This is a genomic window from Rhodococcus sp. Ni2, assembly GCF_021352185.1.
Lineage (GTDB): Bacteria > Actinomycetota > Actinomycetes > Mycobacteriales > Mycobacteriaceae > Rhodococcus_F > Rhodococcus_F qingshengii.
In genome coordinates, this window is the sequence record NZ_WOXZ01000001.1 from 715,700 (window position 1) to 738,119 (window position 22,420).

Below are 22,420 nucleotides of genomic sequence, written 5' to 3' on the forward strand. Positions count from 1 at the left end.
GGTTGCCCTGTGGGACATTCACGATGTCAGCCCTTGTCTGCCAACTCTTGTGCGTACTTCTTCGTCATGTGGTCGACGGCGTCGAGTTGCGCCTTTGCATGCCCTCCCCTGACAGCGCGCGCGTGAGCTGCCGCGTCGAGCGTCGCCTGCGCCTGCCCTTGGAAGTGCGGAAAGACCTCCTGCGCGAACAACTCTGCCGAACGTCGGGTGTCCTGCGGGTTCGCCCAATCGTGACCCATCTGCAGCATGCAGCCGAAACCACCGGACTGGTCCCACAGCCGTTGTACCTGACGTCTGGCCTGCTCCGGTGTGCCGATGACACCGATCCCGGCCTCGTTGATGAAGTCGATCATCTCGCTCAGACGCGCACCGGAGACCGCCATCTGAGGGAAGGCCGCGACGTGCTGGAAATAGTCGAACCACTCCTCGATGCCGTACTCGACCTGCTTGCGTGCTTCCGCCTCGGTTTCGGCGATGTGGAAAGGTCCGGCAAGAGACCACTGCCGACGATCCACCGTCGTCCCGTTGACCTCAGCGCGTTCCTCCATCACATTCCAGTGGTGCCCCAAGGCGTCGAAACCGTCGGCGGACAAGGTTGCTCCGATGGAGAGCAGACCGAGACCGTGCGTACCGGCCAGGCGAGGTCCTGTCGGGGAGGCCACTGCGGCCACGGTGATTTCGATGCCGTTCTCCGAGTACGGAGCGAGCTGCAGCTTGGCGTCGTACAGCTCGTGGGTTCGTGTCTTCGCGGAAACCGTCTCGCCACGAAGAAGGCGCACGACGATGTCGAGGTTCTCCTGCAACAACTCTCGGGTGTCCGTCGGGTTCAGACCGATCATCGCCGAGTCGGTGGGCAACGAACCGGGCCCGACTCCGAAGATGGTGCGCCCCTGAGTCAGGTGATCCAACTGCATGATTCGATCCGCTGCCCACAGCGGGTTGTGATACGACAACGACGTGACACCCGTGCCGAAACGAATCCGAGGTGCGCGCTGCGAGGCTGCAGCGATCATGATTTCCGGCGACGCGATGATCTCGCTTCCGGCAGAGTGATGCTCACCGAACCACGCCTCGTCGTAGCCCAACCGGTCGAGGTACTCGACCAGTTCGAGATCACGCTGCAGTGCGGCGGTGGGATTGCGTCCGGGGACGTGGAACGGTGCCATGAAATACCCGAAACGAAGCCTACTCATGAGTTCTCCTAGTGCTGTGGGCCAACTCCTGGCCGTGCACCGAAAACGCTATCCGTGCCGTGACCGCGGTCACAGTGCACGAAAGTGGACAATCTCAAGCGCGTTGATCGGCAAGTTTCTGCGCGTAGACCAACTTCACGAACTCGGCACGGTTGCGAACGCGCAGAAGAGCAAGGATGCGGCTTACATACTTCTTCACCGTGTCCGGACTCAGCGACAGGATCACCGCGATCTCGTCGTTGGTATGGCCGTCCGCCAACAACTCCGCGAGATCGATCTGCCGGGGCGTCAGCTTCTCTCGCCATCCCGGCTCGCGTTGCCCGGGCAGCGTCTGACACAACAGCGACAATTGCTTGCCCAGAATGCCCAAGCCCACGATGTCGCGCCCCGACAGATCCTTGCCTTCTGAATCGAAAATCCCCACCAGACCGTGACCGCCGTGGGCCAACTGGAGATGCATCACCGACGCGCTGTGAAGGCGTTTGCGATAGAGGAAATCTCGCAGGTACGTCGCCGACTGTGAAGGGACGTCGGCCAACTGAGTGTGCGTGATGGCGGGAGATGCCAACAGCGTTGCCCGCGATTGCGCCGTCGCAAAAACGTCGTCGAGGTACCAGTGCGCTTGGTACTCGTCGAGGATCGGCGTGATCCGCCCGGTCGTCACCGGATCCGGGTCGGCGAAAGCCGTCGTGAAGGTCGGGCCGGCAAGGAAGGTGGTGTTGGGACAGCGGTAGTGATCATGGAGCGCGACCATGAGGAGATCCTTGAGCTGATCGAGCGTTCTCGCGGCCGAGCAGTAGTCGAAGACAGCGAAGACACGGTCGTAGTCCGCAGCGGACAGAGCGACGTCACCGCTACCGTGCACGTCGACCACCTCACCCGAACTATGATCCAGATCACTCATCGGACAGCATATGCATTACTTCGAGAGAACGGACAACTTCGCCGCCTACCAGCACTGTTGATGCCGATAGCCGATACTGAGCTGTATGTCGGAACTCGGAAATGAACCAGACTCGAAGCAGAAGGCGGTGCTCGAGCGACACGCGTCATGGATCGAATTGTTCTTCGACCTCGTCGTGGTTGCCGGTATCGGTCAGCTGGCTCACCTGCTCCACGGTTCGCCGTCGTGGTCGGATGTCGCGCTCTACGCGTTGCTCTATCTCGCGTTCTGGACCGCGTGGGCGACGTTCACGATGTACGGCAACGTTGCCGGTGACCGTGTCCGGATCCCGAGCATGCTGATCGCCATGTTCGGACTGGCCGTCATGATGGCAGCCGTGGCCGGCATCCACGACAACCATGCGCTGGCCTTCGCTGTCGCCTACGTGGCCGTACGTCTGCTGGCGAGTCGGGTGTGGCACAACGGCCAGATAGTCGTGGACTGGCCGATCGCCCAGATGTCTCTCGGTGTGATCCCGTGGATCGTCTCGTTCTGGTTCGAGGGCGAAACTCGGTTCTGGCTCTGGACCGCCGGTGTGACCATCGACCTGCTGATCATGTTCGTCGTCTCCGGCAGCGCGATCATGGAAGACGCGCAGGAAAAGCTCGACCGCATCATCAAGGTTCGGGGGTTCAAGGACGACCGGATGCCCGAACTCGAAGCCCTGCACTCCGATCGGGCTCACCTTGCCGAGCGCTTGGGCCTGTACGTCATCATCGTGCTGGGCGAGGGTGTGATCCTCGTGATTTCTGCGGCCTCGAAGCTCACCTGGGACTCGACGGTGGTCAGCCTCGCAGTCGGATCGTTTGTCCTGCTCTCGGGCATGTGGGCTCTCTCGCTTCTCTACGGCCACGCCGGTGTTCCGCACCTGCAGGCCGAGAAGTTTCCCGCTCGCATCGACATGGCGCTGCACTGTTTCACCACCGGCGCTATCGCGGTTCTGGTCGCAGGGCTCGGAGCGGCAACCGAACACGGCGCGGAGCACACGCCCGCGAACCTGCGGTGGTTGTTGTGCGGAAGCATCGCAGTCTATTTCGGAATCAGCCTGGTGGCAGGGCTGTTCGCGCGATCGGACCGACGGTGGCTGCTCGGCTGGGCGCTCCCGTGCACCGCCATCCCCATCGTCATGGGCATCGTCGGCACGCACATGAGCGCCACGTGGATCATCTGGGTGCTGGTGGCCACCGTGTCCTGGCAGAACGGCTACGAGTACGCGCAGGTGCGGCGTTCGCGCCGCTCTGCTGTGCGCCTTTATTAACCCCCCGCGGTTAATAAAGGCGCACAGCAGGGGCGGTTTTTACCCTCACCGCCGGGTCGAAGCGATAGGGCTGAGCCAACAGGATTCCGGCCAATCGCTTACGCAACCTCGACATCTCGGCCCGGACGGTCACCGTCTTGCGTGGATCGCCGAACAACTGTGAGGCGAGCTGCGAGGCCGTGAGGCCCTCGGGCGCATGTGTCAGAGCCACGAGGATCTGCGAATGGCGCGGGCTGAGGTCGATGCTCCAGCTCCCCATTGCCGAGGAGTACCGCAATTCCATCGCATTCGGATCTTGCACATCCAATTCGACTTCGGCACAAACCGTTCCGGACGCCGGATCCATCTGAGGGCGGACGAGCCAACCACCCGGAAGCGGCTCGCACATACATAGTCCGAGCGACGGGAGCCAATGCTCGCCGCTGCTCATCACTTTCGGCAGTGCGATTCTGTAGATCGGCGCCATCGAGTCCACCGCCGCGACCCAGCCACTGCGGTCCACGACCACTGTCGGCTGACTCGCGCGAGCCAGCGTCGATACCGAGATCATCCGGAGCTGATCCAATCCGATTCGATGCTTCTCCCGCAGTGCGGATTCCGCCAGCCTGGCCACACTGTCCACCAGAGCGAGAGTCGACGGGTGGACCGTGTCTGCTGCGCCGGCGACGTTCACGACGGCGATGGCCCGGCGACTACGCGGATCTCGAACCGTCGCCCCGGAGCAGGTCCACGGATGCTGCGAGCGCGAGTAGTGCTCGGCCGAGAACACCTGCACTGCCGAACCTGATGCCAAGGAAGTGCCGATCCCGTTGGTACCAACAGCTTCCTCCGTCCACGACGCACCCTCGATCATCCCGAGCCGTTCGGCCCGATCCAGCATTCGACTGGACCCGTGTCGCCAGAGGATACGTCCGTAGCGGTCCGCCACCACGATCAGATTCGCGTCGTCCGGGCCGACGAGTGGTGCCAGACCGTGCACCGCCTCGTCGAAGATCTCCGCCATGCCGGCTGCGCGTCTGCCTTCTTCGATCTCGGATTCGCGGCCCGTCTCGGTGATCGAGCACCGGTCCGGATCGAGTCCGAGCGCACGCAAACGCGACCACGAATTCGCGATGACGGAGCGCGGACGCGCAGGCGGCTTGCGTCCCGACATCGTTGCTTCGTAGACGGATTCGAGAACACGTGCGTACTGCGCCGGGTCTTCACCACTGGCCAGGGCCGGTTCGAGTCGATTCGTTTCGCCGATCACACTCCAGTCCTATGTGACGGGGTCATCGAAAGCGAGCGTTGCACCCGGTTGCAGAGTTGTTCGCGTGCGTGAACGAAAGGACGGCGTTCACGCACGCGAACGGTGCTCACGCGTTGAGGGGTCTCCCCAGCGCCGAGAGCACAGACTCGTGCATTGCCTCCGAGAGCGTCGGATGAGCAAACACGACCTCGGCGAGATCCTCGCCGGTGGCTTCGAGGGATCGAGCGATACCGAAACCCTGAATCTGCTCGGTCACATCCGGACCGACCATGTGCGCGCCGAGAAGTTCCCCGGTATCGGCGTCGAAGATCGTCTTGACGAAGCCTTCGGCCTCGCCGATCGCCAGTGCCTTGCCGTTCGCCTGCAGGTCGAAGTGTCCGACCCGCAGCGCGCGACCAGTACCGGCGCACTGCTTCTCCGTCAGACCCAGGCTCGCCACCTGTGGGCGGGCATACGTGCACCCCGGAACGTAGTCGCGATCGAGCGGATGAACGTCGGGCACGCCTGCCAACTTTTCGACGCACAGGACAGCTTCGTGGCTTGCCTTGTGCGCCAGACATGGAGCGCCCGCGACGTCACCGATCGCATAGATCCCGAAAGCGCTGGTACGGCACCACTGGTCGGTGACGATCGCACCGCGCTCGATCTCGACGCCCAGAGCCTCCAACCCCAGATCCTCGACGTTGCCGGTGATTCCGGCCGCCACCAACACCCGGTCCACGGTCAACGACTCGACACCGTCGCTCGTCTGCACATTCACCTGGACGGCGTCGTCGCCGACGGTCACCGCCGACACCGAGGCTCCGGTGTGAATCGTGATGCCACGCTTCTCGAACTGCTTGCGAACGAAGGCCGAGATCTCTTCGTCCTCGACCGGCATGATGTGTGGTGCCATCTCGACGATGGTCACCTCGGTTCCGAGATCGCGGTACAGGCTGGCGAATTCGACTCCGATCGCACCGGACCCGATCACGAGCAGCGACTTCGGCAGTTCCTTCGGGACGAGCGCGTCGAAGTAGGTCCACACCCGATCACCGTCGGGGGCAACGCCGGGAATCGAACGCGGCCGGGCACCGGTTGCAATGATCACGTGGTCGGCTCGATGCGTCTGTCCTCCCACGGATACGACGCCTTTGTCGACCAACTTCGCGGCGCCTGAGATGACGTCGACGCCGTTCTTCTTCATCAGATAGGCAACACCGCCGGACAACCTCTCCGAGACCCCTCGGCTGAACGACACCAACTTCGAGATGTCGAACTGGACAGACGCCGAACTGAATCCGTATGTGTCGAGTTCACTCAAGGTATGCGCGACGTCCGCGCCGTGCAGCATCGCCTTGGTGGGGATACAACCCCAGTTGAGGCAGATACCTCCGAGGCGATCACGTTCTACCAGCGCGACGTTCAACCCCAACTGGGCAGCCCGGATCGCCGCCACGTAACCACCGGGGCCGCCACCGATGACAAGAACGTCGTACTGATGCGACGTATTGTTTTCCACCACAGCCCCTTACACCAACATCAGCGCGGGAGAAGCGACAAAGCGCTGGAGCTCCCGAAGGAAGGTCGCACCCAGGGCTCCGTCGATAACCCGGTGATCGCACGAGAGGGTCACGGTCATCACGGTCCGGGCAGAAACACTGTCACCGACCACCACCGCGCGCTTCTCCCCCGCACCTACGGCAAGGATCGCTCCCTGGGGCGGATTGATGATCGCGTCGAATGCCTTGATCCCGAACATGCCGAGGTTGGACACCGTGAAGGTTCCGCCCTGGAATTCTTCGGGACGAAGTTTGCCGGTCTTCGCCTTGGTGGCCAACGAGAGCACCTCACCCGAGATGTCCGCCAACGACTTGGTATTCGCGCTACGCACGATGGGCGTGATCAGGCCGGTCGGAAGTGCAACTGCCACCGAGACATCCGCCGACGCGAATCGAAGAACCGATTCGTTCGCGGCATCGAACTGGACGTTCACGTCCGGCACCTTCATCAGTGCAGCGGCGCAAGCCTTCACGATGAAGTCGTTGACCGACAGCTTGACCGCCGGGACGGTCGAATTGATCTCCTTGCGCAGAGCGAGAAGCGCATCGAGCTCGAGGTCTGCGGTGAGCCGGAAATGGGGTGCCTGCTGCTTGGACGCCTGCAACCTACCGGCGATTGCCGATCGCATGGGGGTGAAAGGAATTGTGTCGTACTCAGGTTCGGCCGCAACAGATTCGGTCTCAGCCGCCGCCTCGGGCAGGAGCTGCGCGGAACGAGCGGCGTCGTGCACGTCGGCGACGCAGACGCGCCCCCGCGAACCCGTCGGACGACAGTCATGCAGGTTGACCCCCAGTGATCGGGCAGTTCTGCGTGCGACCGGGGTGGCAGGCACGGCACTGTCGTCGGCGGTCGATCGCAGCGGGAGGCCGGATCTCGCGGCCGGCACTACCGGCGCAACAGTGCCACCGGCGTCACGAATCGCGTCGTCGATGTCGCGGACACTGATCCGCCCGAGGGGACCGGTACCCACTACGGCGGCGAGATCGATTCCGAGCGATTCCGCACGTCGGAGTGCGCGAGGACTCGCAAACACATCGTCCTGCGTCGTGCTTTGCAGAACGCTCGGTACGACGGTGGAACCGGTTGGTGCAGGTTTCGGTGCAACAACCACCTTCGCAGCCGGTGTAGCCGCAGGTGTCACGGGAGCCGCCGGCGCAGCAGCTGGGGACGGTGCCGGCTCTTCCGCCGGCGCGGTTGCGCCGCGGGCGGCGAGGAACTGCTCGATCTCCGCATCCGTCGCGGACGCATCGGCGGACACACCGATCACGGCGCCGACGGGCAGAGTCTGCCCCGGTGTGCCGACGATCTTGCGGAGAACACCGTCGAACGGCGCCTCCAGCTCGTTGGTGATCTTGCTGGTCTCGATCTCACAGATCAACTGGCCCTTGGTGAACGAGTCACCTTCCTCGATGAGCCACGCGTTGACCAACCCCTCCTCCATGGAGAGCCCCCATTTGGGGATGTCGATAGCTTTGATGTCAGCCATGATCAGGCTCTCACCAGCTTGCGAACCGACTCTTCGATGCGCGCCGCGTCAGGCAGCCAGGCAGTTTCGAGGGTCGGGGAGAACGGAACCGGCGTGTGCGGCGGCGTGATCAGTTCGATCGGCGCTTTCAGGTAGTTGAATCCCTTGGTGGCGATCAGCGCGGCTACGTCGTGCCCGAAACCGCAGCGGGCGGCGGATTCGTCGACGATCACGACGCGTCCGGTCGATGCGACGGATTCGAGGATGCCGTCCTCGTCCAATGGTGAGACGGTACGAGGATCGACAACCTCGACCGAAATACCCTCGGCGGCCAGCTTGTCTGCTACGTCGTTGGCGCGGTTCACCATTGCGGACAACGCGATGATCGTGACGTCGTCGCCCTGCCTGGTGTAGTTGGCGACGCCGAACGGAATCGCGTACGGCTCGTCCGGCACTTCGTCCTTGAGGTCGTAGAGAACCTTGTGCTCACAGAAGACGACGGGATCGTCGTCCCGGATGGCTTGGATGAGAAGGCCTTTGGCGTCGTAGGCGTTGGACGGAGCGACTACCTTCAGGCCAGGCACCGCCGCGAACACGTTGTACGGAGACTGAGAGTGCTGCGCAGCGGCGGAGAACCCTGCGCCGATCATGCCTCGCACCACCAGCGGGGTTCTGGCCTTGCCACCGAACATGTAGCGGAACTTGGCAGCCTGGTTGTAGAGCGCGTCGTAGGAGACTCCGAAGAAGTCCATGAACATCAGCTCGGCGACCGGCCTCAGTCCGGTCAGTGCGGCTCCGGCAGCCATTCCGATGATCGCGGATTCGGTGATCGGGGTATCGATTACACGCTCCGATCCGAACTCCGTCCACAATCCCTTGGTGACACCCAGGACACCGCCAAATGCCTCGATCTTCTTCGTCTCCAGATCGGGATTGGTACCGGCATGCCCACCCCGTACGTCCTCACCGATGAGAACGACGCTCGGGTCGCGTTGCATTTCTTGGGCGATGGCCTCTTTGACGGCCTCGCGGTAGGTCTTCTTCGACACGTTCTCGGCTTCCACGCTTGTCATCTCGGGCTCCTCAGTACGACACGTAGACATCGGTCAGCAGATTCTCGACGGGTGGATACGCCGCGGCACGCGCCTTCGCTACCGCCTCGTCCACCAGCACTCGCGACTGCTCGTCCACCGCGTCCAGATCAGCGGTGCTGACCTTCTTCACATCCACGCTGCTACGGAAATTCTTGAGCGGATCCTTGGTTTCCCGTAGTTGCGCAACCTGTTCCGCCGTGCGGTACAGCTGCGCGTCACCCTCGAAGTGGCCGTGCCAACGGAATGCCGCCGCCTCGATCGTGGTGGGGCCACCGCCGGTCCTGGCGCGCTCCGATGCTTCCGCCATCGCGTCGTAGACCGCGAAGAAGTCGGTGCCGTCCACCTTGACGGCAGGCATGCCGAAGGATGCGGCGCGCGCGGCGATGTCGGGTGCACCAACTGCGTAGTCGGTTCCGGTGGCCTCACCGAATCCGTTGTTCTCGATCACGAAGACGATCGGAAGGTCCAGCACCACAGCCATGTTCATCGCCTCGAAGACGGTTCCCTGGTTGGATCCACCGTCACCCGTGAACGACGCTGCGATGACACCGTTTCGAAGCGTCTTACCACTCAGTGCTGCACCGATCGCCAACGACGGGGCTCCGCCGACAATCGCGTTGGCGCCGAGCATTCCCACGGACAGGTCGGCGATGTGCATCGAGCCGCCCTTACCGCGACACAGGCCGTCGTCCTTGCCGAAGATCTCGGCCATCATGCCGTTCAGATCACAGCCCTTGGCGATGCAGTGCCCGTGACCGCGGTGAGTGGATCCGATGTAATCGGCGTCGCTCAGGTTCTCGCACACTCCCACCGCGATGGCTTCCTGGCCCGAGTAGAGGTGAATGAAGCCGGGGATGTCACCGGTTGCATTCTCTTCGTGCAGTCGATCCTCGAACGCACGGATGCGCGACATCTTCTCGTACGCCTTCAGCAATGCATCCCGGTCCAGCCCTGAATGAGGCTTGGCGCCGGTCCTTTTCGATCCTGGGGTTGTCGGCTTCTGCGCCGTCCGTTGAACCACAGTCACACTCCTCGTTCTCGATCACTCGTCGCCATGCAGTGTCGTGTAGGTCACGGGCGAAGGGAAAGAGTTGCGTGAGGTTGCCGGGAGTTGCGAAGGGTTGCAGCTGTTGACTTTCGAGCGTTGATTCAGGCGCCGCTCAGGCTGTCGCGTCTGATCTTGGCCAGCGCGCGGTGTTGGGCGAGTTCGACGGCGCTCGTTGTCGTTCTCAGTGACAGCGCCGTCTCGCGCACGTCGAAGCCGACAACGATGCGAGCTACCAAGACGTTGCGTTCTGCGGCCGACAGATCACCGAAGGGCAGAGTGAGTCGACTGGAGGCAGGTAGCGAATCGATTTCGCGACTGATCGCGTCGTACAGATGCGCGAGGAACGCTTCTCCGGCACGTCTACGTCGCCGAATGTCGGACAGGACGGATCGGCAGATACCGACGGCAATACGATCAGCGTCGAGCGGTCGCAGTTCGGCACGGCAGCGCCGCGTCACCAGAGGCACGATGCGTTGAAGGAGTTCTGCAATCGCGTCCCGATCCCCTCGGGACGCATCGTCGGCAACAATGTCGATCGAACGTCCACCTGCCCTGCTTGTCATTCCGATCTCCCCCTGCTTCGGCTCTTGGTCGAATTCCCGACTACTGCTCAGGTTTTGAAGTCGCTAGGGGCGTATCGGCTCGGGGCAGATCCCGGTTTGTTCCCCGATGATGTTGATCTCGGCGTTGGAACGAGGGTCAGCGCCGTAGTTGATCTGGTCGGTGCATTTCTCGGAGGGCTCGACGGCATCGGGCGGGAGCGGCGCCGGGCATGAACCCATCTGCTCTGCGATGCTGTTGATCTCCGCATTCGAACGAGGGTCACCCACATAGTTGATCTGATCGGTGCACTTGGTCGACTCGGTAGCCGGACCAGGGGTCGCAGGGGCAGCCGCGCTGGTCGAGACCGGGGTCCAGGCCGGCGCTGCTCCGCCCGCCGGGACTCCGGGGGTGGATGCGTCCGTACCGCCGCCCACCGAGTTCGAGCCTTCGACTGTCTCCGAAGTGGTCGCTGCGGTCAGCGGCGGTGGGGTCGTAGACGCCGCAACCACCGATGTAGTCGTCGGTTCGTCTCCTGGAGCGCTGTTGTCATCACTCGAACACCCTGTCATCGCGCACACCACCCCGATCGTCAGTACGGCGAGCAGCACTCGCAGACGCCGAGTCTTGTTGGTCAGCAATAGTTCAGGCATTTGCTCTCACACTCCTCGATACGCGGATCAGCTCGTTCCGCCCAAGCGGTGAACACCGACGTGACTCACTCTAGGAGCCTGATTCCATCGGTTTCGTAACAGAATTCCGTCGGTCGCGTACCAACTCTCGACGGTCCTGACATTCATACGATTACGTAACGGTGGGTGGCAAAACTCCGATATCGAGATCACCTGTGATCGTATGAAAACGCACATGCCGATGAGAGGGTTCGCAGCGACCGGGGAGGGGAACGTGTTGTATCGGAGTGACATCTGCGGCGGTCGATCAGACCGTACTCGCAGCCTGTTCGGTACAGCGCTCGCGGCAGCAACCCTCGGAGCGTCCGTGATCACCGGCTGCGCGTCCACCCAGGGCGTTGTGATCGAAGGCGATGTCGCTTCCACCGGGTTGCCCGTCACACAACCTGCAGACCTGGCCAGACGGGTTGCCGAAAACTCGAGGTTGGGCCGGGCGCTCCTCGACGATCCTGGGGTGTCCGAGGGAGTGAAGACAGAACTTCGGTCGTGCCCTGACTGGTATCCGATCTCGGTCGGGTCCATCCTTCTCGATCCAGGCGCACCGCGTATCGTGCCGGAGACCGAACTCGTCGTCATGAATGTGTATCCGTGCCAACCGGCCCACCAACCCGGGACCGGAGTGTCGATTTCGGTCAACCTTGCCGGCTACGTCTACCGCAGCGGCAAGGCCGGTTCGAGTGAAGACGATCCCGAACTGGGTGAGCGCCTGTTCTCCGTCGAAGAGCGCGGAAAGTTCATCGTCAGCGGTCAACGCGCCGCGAGTTTGTCTGTCCTGGAAACGGATCCGCGGCCACCGGAGTTCGAATGTTGCCCCCGTCCACCGCTTCGGACCGAGTTCCACTGGGATGGAATGGAGTTCATCCGTGATTGATCGCCGTCGCCGCGCGATGCTCGCCGGTGTTTGCCTGCCGGTCGCGTTTGCTCTCGCCTCCTGTTCCACCGAGCCTGAATCAGAACCCACTCCGAATATCGCAGCATCACTCGACCCCTCGGATCTCTCACAGGGCTTGAGCATCGATCCTGTTGCCCTCCTCAGAGCAGACCCGGAAGTGTCCGATGCGGTCAAGGACAGTCTCCGACTGTGCGGTGATGCGAACTTCCCCTACGAAATCCGGTACTCCCCCGTGACAGGCGCCGTTTGGCAAGATGCCGTCGTCAATGTCTTCACCTGCGAGTCTGTCGGCATCTGGGGACGACCGGCCCCACCGGTCAGCTTCATGGTCGCCGGATTCGTCTACCAGATCGACGAATCGGGCGCTCACAAAGTCTTCGGAGTGCAAGACCCAGGACGCTACGTCGTCGGCTCAACCGGAGGATTGTCGGTCATGGTCGACCTGTGCAAAGACCCCGGCATTCCGGAGTTCTGTCAATCGTCGACTGCATACAAGTGGACCGGTGAAGGGTTTGAGAGTGTTCCGTTCCCATGAAAGCGAAGGCCGATGACCGATCCGTTGATTTTGCTGGTCGAAGACGACGCTGTCATCCGCGAAGCAACGCAATTGAATCTCGAACGCAACGGGTTTCGGGTGATCACCGCATCGGGTGGGTTGACCGGAATGGATATGGCGCTCGACGCCAAGCCGGATATCGCCGTCCTCGACGTGATGCTTCCCGACCTGAACGGAATCAGCCTGTGCCGGCGCATTCGTGAGGAACTGTCGGTGCCGGTCATCATGCTGTCCGCGCGCGACGACCCGGTCGACATCGTTCTCGGATTGGAAGCCGGTGCCGACGACTACGTCACCAAGCCCTTCGACAGCGGTGTCCTGGTGGCCCGTATCCGAAGTGTGCTCCGGCGGGTCGAATCCCATTCCGGTACGGAGAAAGACATCGTGACTCTCGGCGATCTGGAGATCGATCGCGAGTTGGTGACCGTCACGCGTTCGGGCGCCGAAGTGGCTCTCACGCCCACCGAAATGAAGCTGCTCCTGGTCATGGTGAGTGTGCCGCGCAAAGTCTGGTCTCGCTCCGAACTGCTCTCGGACGTCTGGGATTACGACTGGGGCGGCGATACGCGCATCGTCGACGTTCACGTTCAGCGATTGCGCACGAAGATCGGCTCCGAACAGATCCGGACCGTCCGGGGGTTCGGCTACACGATGGACAACCATCGGTGAGATCGCGGGATCTCGCCGCCAAGCTCCCGTCCACCGGGAGGCGGTTGTCGTTTCAGTGGAAGATCGCGGCGGCCATCACGTTCGTGATCGCCGTCGCCTCGATCACGCTCAGTACCGTGATGCATCAAACCTTTTCACACAACCAAGAGGATGCAGCGCGGGCGGCAGCTGATCGCAATCTCCAACTGGTGCTGCAGGACGAAACGGGCAGCATGCGTGCGCTGTTCCGCGCCACCACAGATGGTCTCGACGTTCCGGAAGAGTTGCGTCAGGCCGTGGTGGGCGGCAAACGTGCCACCTACCTTGTCGACAGCGGGGACCAGCCATTTGTCTGGGCTGCTGCCGACGTCAACACTCAGGTGGTGGCGATTCGCGTCCCGTACACCGCGCAGCGGGAATCGATCGCCAGCGTCGATCGGACACTTCGCAACGCCACCGTCGCAGTGATCGCAGCGGGTGCCGTCCTGGGTGTGCTGCTTGGACTCGCGATGTCGTATCGATTGCGCTCGGCCGCCCGTGCGGCTCGCAAAGTGTCTACCGGAGCGGACATCCGCGTCCGCTCGGTCACCTGGTCGCTTTTCGACGACGAGATCACCGAGCTGGCGGATGCGGTCGACGCGATGTCCGATGCTCTACGGGGACAATTGGACGCCGAGAAGCGCGTGACAGCCAACATCGCGCATGATCTCAGAACACCCATCTCCGGACTGGTCGGCGCCGCAGAGCTCCTGCCACCCGGTAGGCCAACCGAATTGGTGCGCGACGGCGTCCATAAACTCAGGAGGCTCGCCGAGGACGTCATCGAAGTGGCCCGCCTCGACACCACGTCCGAGCAGGCTGACATCCAATCGGTGGAACTGGCACCGGTGGTGCGTCACGCGATTTCCACCACCGGGGTGGAGTGCGAAGTGAGAGTTCACGGGACCCCTGTGTCGCACACCGACGCACGTCGGCTCGAGCGGATCATCGCCAACCTGATCTTGAATGCTCGAAATCACGGAAAGCCGCCGATCAATGTCGACGTCGACCACTCCCGCATCACGGTGCGGGATCGGGGCATCGGGTTCACTGAAGAGTGGCTTCGCCAGGGGCCGAGGAGATTTCAGACCAACTCCGTCGAACGCGGCCCGAACTCAGGCCTGGGTCTCGGCTTGACGATCGTAGTCGGGCAAGCGGCGGTCATCGGCGCTCGTATCGACTTCTCGAACCATCCGAACGAGGGCGCGGTGGTGACGATCGACCTCCCCGAATGCCCGCCAGACGAGTTCGCTTGACACCGAGCCAGTTCGGCCGATCGGCCGGGACGCAGTGCCCCGGCCGATCATTGGTGTCCCGGACTCAAACCTGTCCGACAGTGACTCCGGTGCGAACGTCCGGTGCACCGAGGCGCGCCGCATCAGCGGTCAGGTCATCGGGCTGCTCCTGCGATTCCCGCTCGGCTGCAACACGCAACCGGTAGTGTTCGATCTCCTCGGCAATGTGATCGGGAGTCCAACCCAGCACCGGCGCAACCAGTTCGGCCACTTCCGCGGCTGCCGCGTCGCCGCGGTCGGTCACCTCGATGGAGATGCGGGTACGACGGGTGAGGATGTCGTCGAGATGCTGCGCACCCTCATGGCTCGCAGCGTAGTGAATCTCCGCCTTGAGGTACTCGGGGGCGGAGTCCAACGGCTGCCCCAGTTCCGGTCGCGCCTCGACGAGTTCGAACAACTCGTCAGCCAGAGTGCCGTACCGACCCAGTAGGTGCTCGATGGTCGAAACGTGCAGTCCCGTGCGCTCAGCGGTGAGATGCCGATTGTTGTGCGCGGCAAAGTAGCCGTCGGCACCCACAAGTTGGATACGCTCGGTGCAGGACTTCGGCACCTTCTGTTCCAATCCGTGCACCGCGGAATCGACAGCGTCCTTGGCCATCACGCGGTAAGTGGTGTACTTGCCACCGGCGACCACCGTCAAACCTCGGACCGGACTCGACACCGCATGCTCACGCGAGAGAGTGCTGGTCGAATCCGATTCGCCGAACAGCAACGGACGCAACCCCGCGTACACACCGACGACGTCCTCGTGCGTCAACTCGTCCTGAAGGAGCTTGTTGACATGTCCGAGGATGTAGTCGATATCGCTTCGGCTCGCTGCCGGATGGGCGAGGTCGAGGTTCCAGTCGGTGTCCGTCGTACCGATGATCCAGTGGCTTCCCCACGGAATCACGAACAGCAGACTCTTCTCGGTCCGCGTGATGATTCCGGTCGCAGAGTTGATGCGGTTTCGCGGGACGACCAAATGCACACCTTTCGAAGCGCGAACCTGGAATTGTCCTCGACCACCTACCATTTCCTGAATCTCGTCAGTCCACACACCGGCGGCGTTGATGACCTGACGAGCACGGATCTCGAACGCGCGACCTGTTTCCAGATCCACGGCCTTCACCCCGACTACGCGGTCCTCCTCACGGAGAAAGCCGATTACGCGGGTGCTGTTGACGCACAGCGCACCGTACTCGGCCGCCGTGCGCGCCAGCATCATCGTGTGGCGGGCGTCATCTACCTGACCCTCGTAGAACTTGACCGAACCCCGGATAGCAGAGCGCTTTCCGGACGGGAACGATTCGAGAGTCTTCTTCTTGCCCACATGCTTGTGGTGTGAGGGAACCCCGCGGCCTGCGCCCATCACGTCGTAGACGCCGATGCCCAGACCGACGTACGGCCGGTCGATCAACTTCTCGAGTGGGTAGATGAACGGCACCGGCTTCGCGAGATGCGGGCACAGCGAATTCAGAACCAGCGACCGCTCACGCAGTGCCTCGAACACGAGCGCAAAATTGAACTGCTCGAGGTAACGCAGTCCGCCGTGGAACAGCTTGCTCGACCTGCTCGAGGTTCCGGACGCGAAGTCGCGAGCCTCCACCAAGCCCACCTTCAGACCGCGAGTTGCGGCGTCGAGCGCGCTACCCGCTCCGACCACGCCACCGCCGATAACGAGGACGTCGAGTTCGGTTTCTTCCAACTTCTTCAGCGACTCCGCCCGCGAGGACGGACTCAATGCTTGTGCTGTGCTCATGAAAACTGTTCCTTCACTTGAAAATAGGTAGAAATGGGGGCGCCGCGATCAGTCTGCGTCGACCCAGTCGAGTGTCCGAGTGACGGCTTTCTGCCAGCCTGCATACAGGCGCTCACGCTCGGCCGAATCCATCGACGGCGTCCAGCTCTTGTCCTTCGCCCAGTTGCTGCGAATGTCGTCCTCGCTCTCCCAGTACCCGACCGCGAGACCAGCGGCGTACGCAGCGCCCAATGCCGTGGTCTCCGCAACGACAGGGCGGATCACCTCGACGTCGAGCAAATCGGCCTGGAATTGCATGAGGAGTTCGTTCGCGACCATTCCGCCGTCGACCTTGAGAACCTTCAAGTCGACACCCGAGTCGAGGTTCATCGCCTCGATCACCTCACGACTCTGGTACGCAGTCGCTTCGAGCACCGCCCGGGCAAGGTGCCCCTTGTTCACGAACCTTGTCAGACCGACGATCGCACCGCGTGCATCCGCGCGCCAATGCGGTGCAAACAGGCCCGAGAACGCGGGCACGAAGTACGCGCCACCGTTGTCGTCCACAGAGCGCGCGTTCACCTCGATGTCGGCCGCGTTGTCGATCATGCCGAGGTTGTCCCGAAGCCACTGGACCAGCGAACCGGTAACGGCGATCGATCCTTCCAGTGCGTAAACCGTTGGCTGCTCACCGATCTTGTAACAGACCGTCGTCAACAAGCCGTTCTTGCTCATCACCTTTTCGGTGCCGGTGTTGAGGAGCACGAAGTTGCCGGTTCCGTAGGTGTTCTTCGCTTCTCCGGGCGAGAGGCAGGCCTGACCGAAAGTCGCTGCTTGCTGATCGCCGAGGATTCCGGCGATCGGCACGCCGGACAACGTTCCGCGTTCGCGCACGAATCCGAAAGTTTCGGACGAGCTGCGAATCTCGGGGAGCATCGATTCGGGGATGCCCATGTCGGCGCAGATCGCCGAATCCCAAGCGAGAGTGTCGAGATCCATCAACAGAGTGCGCGACGCGTTGGTGGGGTCGGTAGCGTGCACTCCGCCGTCGACGCCGCCGGTCATGTTCCACAGCACCCAGGTGTCCATCGTGCCGAAGCACAACTCGCCTGCTTCGGCCTTCTCACGCGCGCCCTCGACGTTGTCGAGAATCCACTTGACCTTGGGGCCCGAAAAGTACGTGGCCAACGGCAATCCGGTGACTTCGGTGTACTTCCTGGGGCCGTCTTCGCCGGCGAGTGCAGTACAGATTCGATCGGTGCGTGTGTCCTGCCAGACGATGGCGTTGTAAACGGGCTTTCCGGTTGCTCGTTCCCAGACCACTGCCGTCTCACGCTGATTGGTGATGCCGACGGATGCGATGTCGGCCGCGGTCAGATCTGCGTTGGCCAAGGCGCCCGCGGTGACGTTGCGGACGTTGTCCCAAATTTCGATCGGATCGTGTTCGACCCAGCCTGCCTGCGGAAAGATCTGTGTGTGCTCGTGCTGTTCGACAGCGACTACGTGCCCACTGTGATCGAAGATCATGCATCGCGTGGAGGTGGTTCCCTGGTCTATCGCGGCTACGAACTGCGCCATCGTGCTACCCCTTTGGTGTCGAAGAAAGTGCGAAAGATTTACTGTCAGAGATGATGATTCGCCATCAGGCCGGTATCGTGGCCGGCTCCTCGGCTGCCTTCTCCACCGACTCGTCAGGCAGGAATCGACCAATCAGCTTGTCGTAGAGGAACACCCCGATCGGAGCGCCGATCAGCGGCCCCACGATGGGCACCCAGAAATACAGGCTCCCGTACTGATCTCGCCAGGCGCTGCCGTAACCGGTGAGATACGACGCCAGCCGCGGACCGAAGTCACGGGCCGGATTGATGGCGTAACCCGCGTTGGTCGCCCATGCGAATCCGATTGCCACCACGATCAAACCGACGACGAAGGGCGCAAGATTCGCGAGCGGCGGAGTTCCCCGAGTATCGGTCACCGCAACGATGAGGAACAACAGGATCGCCGTGCCGATGATCTGATCTATCAGCGCTGATCCCAGACTGACCGGGAGCGTTCCGTTTCCGGGCATCGTCGAGAAGATCGTCTGAGTCGCCGTTGTGTGTCCGGGATCGATGGCATTGAGCATGTCGTTGTAATTCCACCGGACGATCAGGGCCGCGACAAAGGCTCCAGCGGTCTGCGCCAGCGTGTAGGGCAGGACCTTGCGCCAGGAGAATCCCCGGAAGATCGCAAAGGCGAAGGTCACTGCGGGGTTCAGATGAGCACCCGTCACCCGGCCTGCGACATAGATGCCGAACATGACGCCGAGTCCCCAGGCCCACGCGATACTGTCGTGTCCGCCGAGACCCCCACCGCTCCCGCCGGACACAACCTGCGCCACAACTCCGACGCCGAACAAGATCAAGATCATCGTTCCGGCGAACTCGGCTGCCAACTCGCCTGGAAGCCCTAATCGCTTGGCTTTCTCCGTCCCCACCCTCACTTCGTTGTGATGCATGTCATAGTTTGGATTGCTGCACCCGTAGCGTAAGGCCGTTTGCACATTCACGCATAGCTCGTGCACATATGTGCAAATGCCCCATTTGCGCACCGTAACGCGGGTAACAGACACACTTCTGGGACTTTGCGTGATCGAGCGCCTCGGCCTGGGCCTACTCGGATAAGATTCGGTTCAATGCTCTTGCACGTACGTGCAGACAGGACGAACCCATGGAAACTCCCACTTCGGACTCCGCTACCTCCGATCCGGCGGACCCGCGCATCGCCGACGCAGTTCAGGCCGCACGCCTCTACTACTTCCAGGACCAGACCATGGCTGCCATCGGCCGCGACATGGGGGTGTCCCGATCCACCGTCTCCCGATTGATCACCTACGCGCGCACCTCGGGTCTCGTCGAGATCAAGATCAGCACCCCGCACGGCCAGGCTCCTCGCATCGAACGCGAGTTCTCGGAACGGTACGGAGTGCGCGCCCACGTGGTGACCGTGCCGGAACTGGTGGGAGATCTCGAGCGACTCGAAAAGGTCGCAACCTTTGCCGGACGCCTGCTGGCGTCGTTCTTCGACAGCGACATGGTGATGGGGATCGCCTGGGGAACCACTCTCAGTGAAGTCAGCAAGCACCTTGCCCCCAAACGCACGTACAACTCGTACGTCGTGCAACTCAACGGCGCCGCGAATACTCGCACCACCGGGATCTCTTACGCCAGCGACATCATCAGAACCATCGCCGACGCCTACGGTGCTCTGCCACAAGGATTTCCGGTGCCTGCCTTCTTCGACTACCCGGAAACTCGGGAGCAACTGTGGCGCGAACGAAGCATCAAACGCGTCTTGGACATGCAGAAGCGAATGGACCTGGCAGTCTTCAGCATCGGCGTACCGGGCGGCAACGTACCGAGTCACGTCTACACCGCCGGATACCTCGAACCCGATGAAGCAGAAGCACTTCGACGCGACGGAGTGGTCGGCGACATCGCAACCGTCTTCTTCCGGTCGGACGGGAGCTACCGCGGAATCGAACTCAACGAGCGCGCGAGCGGCCCGCGACTGGACCTTTTCGAGAAGGTCGCCAGGCGCGTGTGCATCGTCGCCGGAACAGCAAAACTGCCGGCCCTGGAGGGAGCACTACGGGGCGGGCTGATCACCGATCTGATCATCGACGACGTCAGCGCCACCGCGCTGGTGTCCTGACCGCTGCACCAGCTTCTCGATTCCGTCGAGAAGTAAGCCGAGCGAGAAACTGAAATCGAAGGCATCGTCGCCGGCGGCCTCACCCTCCGGGCTGCCGTCCTCGAAGCCGCCTTCCTCGATTGCTGCACTCAGGTAGGGGAATCCCTCCCGATTGATGACACGAGCAATGAGAGCGCCGTATGCGACGTCGTCGTCTGCCGACTGCGCTGAACGAGAAGCCAGGTCAGCCGAGAATCGAGCGCGGCCGATGACGAACAACGACACGTTGGTCACCACCTGGAACTTCGACGCGGTGCTCAGGGCGACCCCGTCGAGGGCGCTCAGACCCGCGTCGAGCCACGCCATGTTGTTGGGCCCGGTCGGTGGAGCCGTGATGGGCAGCTTGAGCCACCACGGTCGACTCAGCATCGTGGCATACTCCTGATTCGCCCACGCCTCGAGCTTGACGCGCCAGGTCACGCCGTCGGGAATCACCGGCGGCGGCCCGATCACCCGATCCGAAATCAGTTCGATCAGTTCGTCTTTGCTTGCCACGTAGCGGTAGAGCGACATGGTCGTGAACCCGAGCGCTTTGGCCACGCGGCCCATCGACAGAGCGGTGACGCCTTCTGCGTCGGCCAATTCGATCGCGGTGTCGAGAATTTGCTCGAGACTGAGCCCCTTCTTCGGACCCCGCGTTCCCGGCTGGTCCAGTCCCCAGGCCAGTTCAACTGCTCTCGGTAGCGCTCCGCGATCCATAAGCTCCCACTCTTCACTCTTGCCATCATCCTAGAACTGTGTACGCTATAAACACGAGTTTATGACATACACAGTTCTTACTTGGAGGTCTCGATGTCAGGAACGATCCCCGCAATCTCGGTCCGCGGACTCCGTAAGCGCTACGGCGATCAACAGGTACTGGCTGGACTCGACCTGTCGGTCCCGGCCGGATCGGTGTACGCCCTCCTCGGCGCGAACGGCGCCGGAAAGACCACGGCCGTAAGAATTCTCACCACCCTCATCCCCTTCGACGGAGGCGAGGTCATGGTCGCGGGGCATTCACTGCCCGGAGATCCACAGAACGTTCGGCGGCGCATCAGCGTGACCGGGCAGTACGCAGCCGTCGACACCTTGCTGACCGGATTCGAGAACCTCACCCTACTGGGCGAACTGAATCACCTGGGCCGGAAGAACTCCCGTCGCCGTGCCGAGGAATTGCTCGACCAGTTCGTTTTGACGGACTTCGGCGACAAACGCGCCGGCGACTACTCGGGCGGCATGCTCAGACGACTCGACATCGCAATGAGCCTCGTCGCCCGACCGGACGTCGTCTTTCTCGACGAACCCACCACCGGCCTGGACCCGCGAAGCCGCCACGACATGTGGTCGATCGTTCGAGGACTCACAGCGTCAGGCGTCACCATCTTCCTCACCACCCAATACCTCGACGAGGCAGACGAATTGGCCGATACGGTCGGCGTGCTGAGCGGCGGCCGCATCGTCGCCGAGGGAACACCGGACGAACTCAAACGCCTTGTTCCCGGCGGCCACGTCGCACTGCAATTCGAGAACCTGGCCCAACTCGAACTCGCCGCGGCATCACTGCCGCAGGCGCATTCGAATGCCGAGACCTTGACCCTGCACATCCCTTCCGACGGGGCAGTTCCGTCGATCAAAGCGATCCTCGACTCGATCGACGATCCGTCGATCACCGTCGAGAAGTTCTCCGTTCACACTCCGGATCTGGACGACGTGTTCTTCGCGCTCACCGGATCAGGCCAACCCGAGATTGCGAGCGTTCGATGACCTCCACCATTGCAATCGATTCCGCGGTGATGCTCCGCCGGAATCTCAAACACGTTCTGCGCAGTCCGGATTCGATGATCACCGCGATAGCCCTTCCGGTCATGCTCATGCTGCTGTTCGTCTACGTCTTCGGCGGCGCCATCAACACCGGTAGCGAGTACATCGACTACGTCGTGCCAGGAATCATCCTTCTGTGCGCCGGTTTCGGCGCCTCGACCACCGCGGTCAGCGTCTCGAGCGACATGAAGGACGGGATCATCGACCGTTTCCGGACCTTGGCGATCTCTCCGCCGTCGGTCCTGACCGGTCATGTACTGGCCAGCGTCGTCCGCAACGTCCTGACTACGGCGATCGTGGTCGTGGTTGCGCTGATCATGGGATTTCGCCCGACCAGCGATCCGTTGCGCTGGCTCGGCGTCGCCGCTGTGATCGTCGCCTTCGTCTTTGCCATGTCGTACCTCTCGACAGCTTTGGGACTCTTAGCCAAGAACCCGGAGGCTGCAAGCGGATTCACCTTCGCCATCATGTTCCTGCCCTACGCCAGCACTGCTTTCGTACCGGCTGAGACCATGCCGTCCTGGCTGCAGGGGTTTGCCCGGCACCAACCCGTGACTCCGATCATCGAGACTGTGCGCGGACTCCTGATGGGCACGCCGATCGGGAACAGCGCGGCCATCGCCCTCGCGTGGTGCCTGGGCATCGCCGCCGTGGGATTCGTGTGGTCGAACTGGCTCTACCGACGAAAGACCGCGAGCTGACCACACAAGA

The 22,420-nt window shown here is 62.3% G+C and carries 21 protein-coding genes; 8 read left to right on the forward strand and 13 right to left on the reverse strand.

The window, feature by feature from the left end; genetic code table 11:
- Positions 1-26: 26 nt before the first annotated feature.
- Together GN300_RS03365 and GN300_RS03370 are read right to left on the reverse strand one after the other, a co-directional pair.
- Positions 27-1,193 carry an LLM class flavin-dependent oxidoreductase gene (locus GN300_RS03365; protein ID WP_063315915.1) on the reverse strand — a complete coding sequence of 389 codons (1,167 nt, stop codon included), beginning with the start codon at positions 1,191-1,193 and terminating at the stop codon, positions 27-29.
- 94 nt (positions 1,194-1,287) lie between these two features.
- Positions 1,288-2,097: a helix-turn-helix transcriptional regulator gene (locus GN300_RS03370; RefSeq protein ID WP_007733461.1), complete on the reverse strand. Its 810-nt coding sequence runs from the start codon at positions 2,095-2,097 to the stop codon at positions 1,288-1,290.
- A gap of 85 nt (positions 2,098-2,182) precedes the next feature.
- Here GN300_RS03370 and GN300_RS03375 point away from each other — a divergent pair, with 85 nt between their 5' ends.
- Complete coding sequence (locus GN300_RS03375; RefSeq protein WP_054188866.1) at positions 2,183-3,394, forward strand: low temperature requirement protein A; 1,212 nt, start codon at positions 2,183-2,185, stop codon at positions 3,392-3,394.
- A gap of 10 nt (positions 3,395-3,404) precedes the next feature.
- Here the strand turns inward: GN300_RS03375 and GN300_RS03380 are convergent, their stop codons facing one another.
- The 7 genes from GN300_RS03380 to GN300_RS03410 all read right to left on the reverse strand — a co-directional run bounded on the left by GN300_RS03380 (position 3,405) and on the right by GN300_RS03410 (position 10,985).
- Complete coding sequence (locus GN300_RS03380) at positions 3,405-4,643, reverse strand: helix-turn-helix domain-containing protein (protein ID WP_054188867.1); 1,239 nt, start codon at positions 4,641-4,643, stop codon at positions 3,405-3,407.
- A gap of 106 nt (positions 4,644-4,749) precedes the next feature.
- Positions 4,750-6,147: a dihydrolipoyl dehydrogenase gene (lpdA, locus tag GN300_RS03385; protein WP_063315914.1), complete on the reverse strand. Its 1,398-nt coding sequence runs from the start codon at positions 6,145-6,147 to the stop codon at positions 4,750-4,752.
- A gap of 6 nt (positions 6,148-6,153) precedes the next feature.
- Complete coding sequence (locus tag GN300_RS03390) at positions 6,154-7,671, reverse strand: 2-oxo acid dehydrogenase subunit E2 (RefSeq protein ID WP_063315913.1); 1,518 nt, start codon at positions 7,669-7,671, stop codon at positions 6,154-6,156.
- A gap of 2 nt (positions 7,672-7,673) precedes the next feature.
- Complete coding sequence (locus GN300_RS03395; protein WP_007733466.1) at positions 7,674-8,723, reverse strand: alpha-ketoacid dehydrogenase subunit beta; 1,050 nt, start codon at positions 8,721-8,723, stop codon at positions 7,674-7,676.
- Positions 8,724-8,733: 10 nt separating this feature from the next.
- The gene (locus tag GN300_RS03400; RefSeq protein WP_051649553.1) at positions 8,734-9,657 is read right to left on the reverse strand and encodes a thiamine pyrophosphate-dependent dehydrogenase E1 component subunit alpha; all 924 of its coding nucleotides are present in this window, start codon (positions 9,655-9,657) and stop codon (positions 8,734-8,736) included.
- Positions 9,658-9,893: 236 nt separating this feature from the next.
- On the reverse strand, positions 9,894-10,355 hold the full coding sequence (locus GN300_RS03405) for a hypothetical protein (RefSeq protein ID WP_063315912.1): 462 nt from the start codon (positions 10,353-10,355) through the stop codon (positions 9,894-9,896).
- 63 nt (positions 10,356-10,418) lie between these two features.
- The gene (locus GN300_RS03410; RefSeq protein WP_063315911.1) at positions 10,419-10,985 is read right to left on the reverse strand and encodes a hypothetical protein; all 567 of its coding nucleotides are present in this window, start codon (positions 10,983-10,985) and stop codon (positions 10,419-10,421) included.
- 253 nt (positions 10,986-11,238) lie between these two features.
- Here GN300_RS03410 and GN300_RS03415 point away from each other — a divergent pair, with 253 nt between their 5' ends.
- Genes GN300_RS03415 through GN300_RS03430 form a run of 4 tightly spaced genes read left to right on the forward strand, consistent with a single transcriptional unit; the run spans position 11,239 to position 14,415 of the window.
- Positions 11,239-11,895, forward strand: coding sequence for a hypothetical protein (locus tag GN300_RS03415; protein ID WP_003939689.1), 657 nt, complete (start codon positions 11,239-11,241; stop codon positions 11,893-11,895).
- Positions 11,888-12,451, forward strand: coding sequence for a hypothetical protein (locus GN300_RS03420; protein ID WP_054781865.1), 564 nt, complete (start codon positions 11,888-11,890; stop codon positions 12,449-12,451). Before GN300_RS03415 ends, GN300_RS03420 begins: the two co-directional genes overlap by 8 nt.
- A gap of 12 nt (positions 12,452-12,463) precedes the next feature.
- Complete coding sequence (locus GN300_RS03425) at positions 12,464-13,141, forward strand: response regulator transcription factor (RefSeq protein ID WP_042451205.1); 678 nt, start codon at positions 12,464-12,466, stop codon at positions 13,139-13,141.
- Complete coding sequence (locus tag GN300_RS03430) at positions 13,138-14,415, forward strand: HAMP domain-containing sensor histidine kinase (protein WP_063315910.1); 1,278 nt, start codon at positions 13,138-13,140, stop codon at positions 14,413-14,415. Before GN300_RS03425 ends, GN300_RS03430 begins: the two co-directional genes overlap by 4 nt.
- 64 nt (positions 14,416-14,479) lie before the next feature.
- Here GN300_RS03430 and GN300_RS03435 read toward each other — a convergent pair whose 3' ends face one another.
- The 3 genes from GN300_RS03435 to GN300_RS03445 form a co-directional block, all read right to left on the reverse strand.
- Complete coding sequence (locus GN300_RS03435; RefSeq protein ID WP_063315909.1) at positions 14,480-16,195, reverse strand: glycerol-3-phosphate dehydrogenase/oxidase; 1,716 nt, start codon at positions 16,193-16,195, stop codon at positions 14,480-14,482.
- Positions 16,196-16,243: 48 nt separating this feature from the next.
- Complete coding sequence (gene glpK / locus GN300_RS03440) at positions 16,244-17,752, reverse strand: glycerol kinase GlpK (RefSeq protein WP_003939742.1); 1,509 nt, start codon at positions 17,750-17,752, stop codon at positions 16,244-16,246.
- A gap of 64 nt (positions 17,753-17,816) precedes the next feature.
- The gene (locus tag GN300_RS03445; RefSeq protein ID WP_063315908.1) at positions 17,817-18,671 is read right to left on the reverse strand and encodes an MIP/aquaporin family protein; all 855 of its coding nucleotides are present in this window, start codon (positions 18,669-18,671) and stop codon (positions 17,817-17,819) included.
- Between the two features lie 212 nt (positions 18,672-18,883).
- Here GN300_RS03445 and GN300_RS03450 point away from each other — a divergent pair, with 212 nt between their 5' ends.
- The gene (locus tag GN300_RS03450; RefSeq protein ID WP_007733475.1) at positions 18,884-19,867 is read left to right on the forward strand and encodes a sugar-binding transcriptional regulator; all 984 of its coding nucleotides are present in this window, start codon (positions 18,884-18,886) and stop codon (positions 19,865-19,867) included.
- On the opposite strand, the gene GN300_RS03455 is transcribed toward GN300_RS03450, so the two are convergent.
- Entirely contained in the window at positions 19,802-20,605 is an 804-nt protein-coding gene (locus GN300_RS03455; protein WP_063315907.1) for a TetR/AcrR family transcriptional regulator, read from the reverse strand. The genes GN300_RS03450 and GN300_RS03455 overlap by 66 nt on opposite strands.
- 93 nt (positions 20,606-20,698) lie before the next feature.
- Here GN300_RS03455 and GN300_RS03460 point away from each other — a divergent pair, with 93 nt between their 5' ends.
- Together GN300_RS03460 and GN300_RS03465 are read left to right on the forward strand one after the other, a co-directional pair.
- A complete protein-coding gene (locus GN300_RS03460) occupies positions 20,699-21,652 on the forward strand; it encodes an ATP-binding cassette domain-containing protein (protein WP_063315906.1) in 954 nt (317 codons plus the stop codon).
- Positions 21,649-22,410 carry an ABC transporter permease gene (locus GN300_RS03465; protein WP_063315905.1) on the forward strand — a complete coding sequence of 254 codons (762 nt, stop codon included), beginning with the start codon at positions 21,649-21,651 and terminating at the stop codon, positions 22,408-22,410. Before GN300_RS03460 ends, GN300_RS03465 begins: the two co-directional genes overlap by 4 nt.
- The last annotated feature ends 10 nt before the right edge of the window (positions 22,411-22,420 follow it).

Coding starts and splice junctions, on each gene's coding strand:
- GN300_RS03365 (WP_063315915.1), bottom strand. CDS start 1,193: ATGAGTAGGCTTCGTTTCGGGTATTTCATGGCACCGTTCCACGTCCCC.
- GN300_RS03370 (WP_007733461.1), bottom strand. CDS start 2,097: ATGAGTGATCTGGATCATAGTTCGGGTGAGGTGGTCGACGTGCACGGT.
- GN300_RS03375 (WP_054188866.1), top strand. CDS start 2,183: ATGTCGGAACTCGGAAATGAACCAGACTCGAAGCAGAAGGCGGTGCTC.
- GN300_RS03390 (WP_063315913.1), bottom strand. CDS start 7,671: ATGGCTGACATCAAAGCTATCGACATCCCCAAATGGGGGCTCTCCATG.
- GN300_RS03395 (WP_007733466.1), bottom strand. CDS start 8,723: ATGACAAGCGTGGAAGCCGAGAACGTGTCGAAGAAGACCTACCGCGAG.
- GN300_RS03400 (WP_051649553.1), bottom strand. CDS start 9,657: ATGTCGCGCATCCGTGCGTTCGAGGATCGACTGCACGAAGAGAATGCA.
- GN300_RS03405 (WP_063315912.1), bottom strand. CDS start 10,355: ATGACAAGCAGGGCAGGTGGACGTTCGATCGACATTGTTGCCGACGAT.
- GN300_RS03410 (WP_063315911.1), bottom strand. CDS start 10,985: ATGCCTGAACTATTGCTGACCAACAAGACTCGGCGTCTGCGAGTGCTG.
- GN300_RS03425 (WP_042451205.1), top strand. CDS start 12,464: ATGACCGATCCGTTGATTTTGCTGGTCGAAGACGACGCTGTCATCCGC.
- GN300_RS03435 (WP_063315909.1), bottom strand. CDS start 16,195: ATGAGCACAGCACAAGCATTGAGTCCGTCCTCGCGGGCGGAGTCGCTG.
- glpK (WP_003939742.1), bottom strand. CDS start 17,752: ATGGCGCAGTTCGTAGCCGCGATAGACCAGGGAACCACCTCCACGCGA.
- GN300_RS03445 (WP_063315908.1), bottom strand. CDS start 18,671: ATGCATCACAACGAAGTGAGGGTGGGGACGGAGAAAGCCAAGCGATTA.
- GN300_RS03450 (WP_007733475.1), top strand. CDS start 18,884: ATGGAAACTCCCACTTCGGACTCCGCTACCTCCGATCCGGCGGACCCG.
- GN300_RS03455 (WP_063315907.1), bottom strand. CDS start 20,605: ATGGATCGCGGAGCGCTACCGAGAGCAGTTGAACTGGCCTGGGGACTG.
- GN300_RS03460 (WP_063315906.1), top strand. CDS start 20,699: ATGTCAGGAACGATCCCCGCAATCTCGGTCCGCGGACTCCGTAAGCGC.
- GN300_RS03465 (WP_063315905.1), top strand. CDS start 21,649: ATGACCTCCACCATTGCAATCGATTCCGCGGTGATGCTCCGCCGGAAT.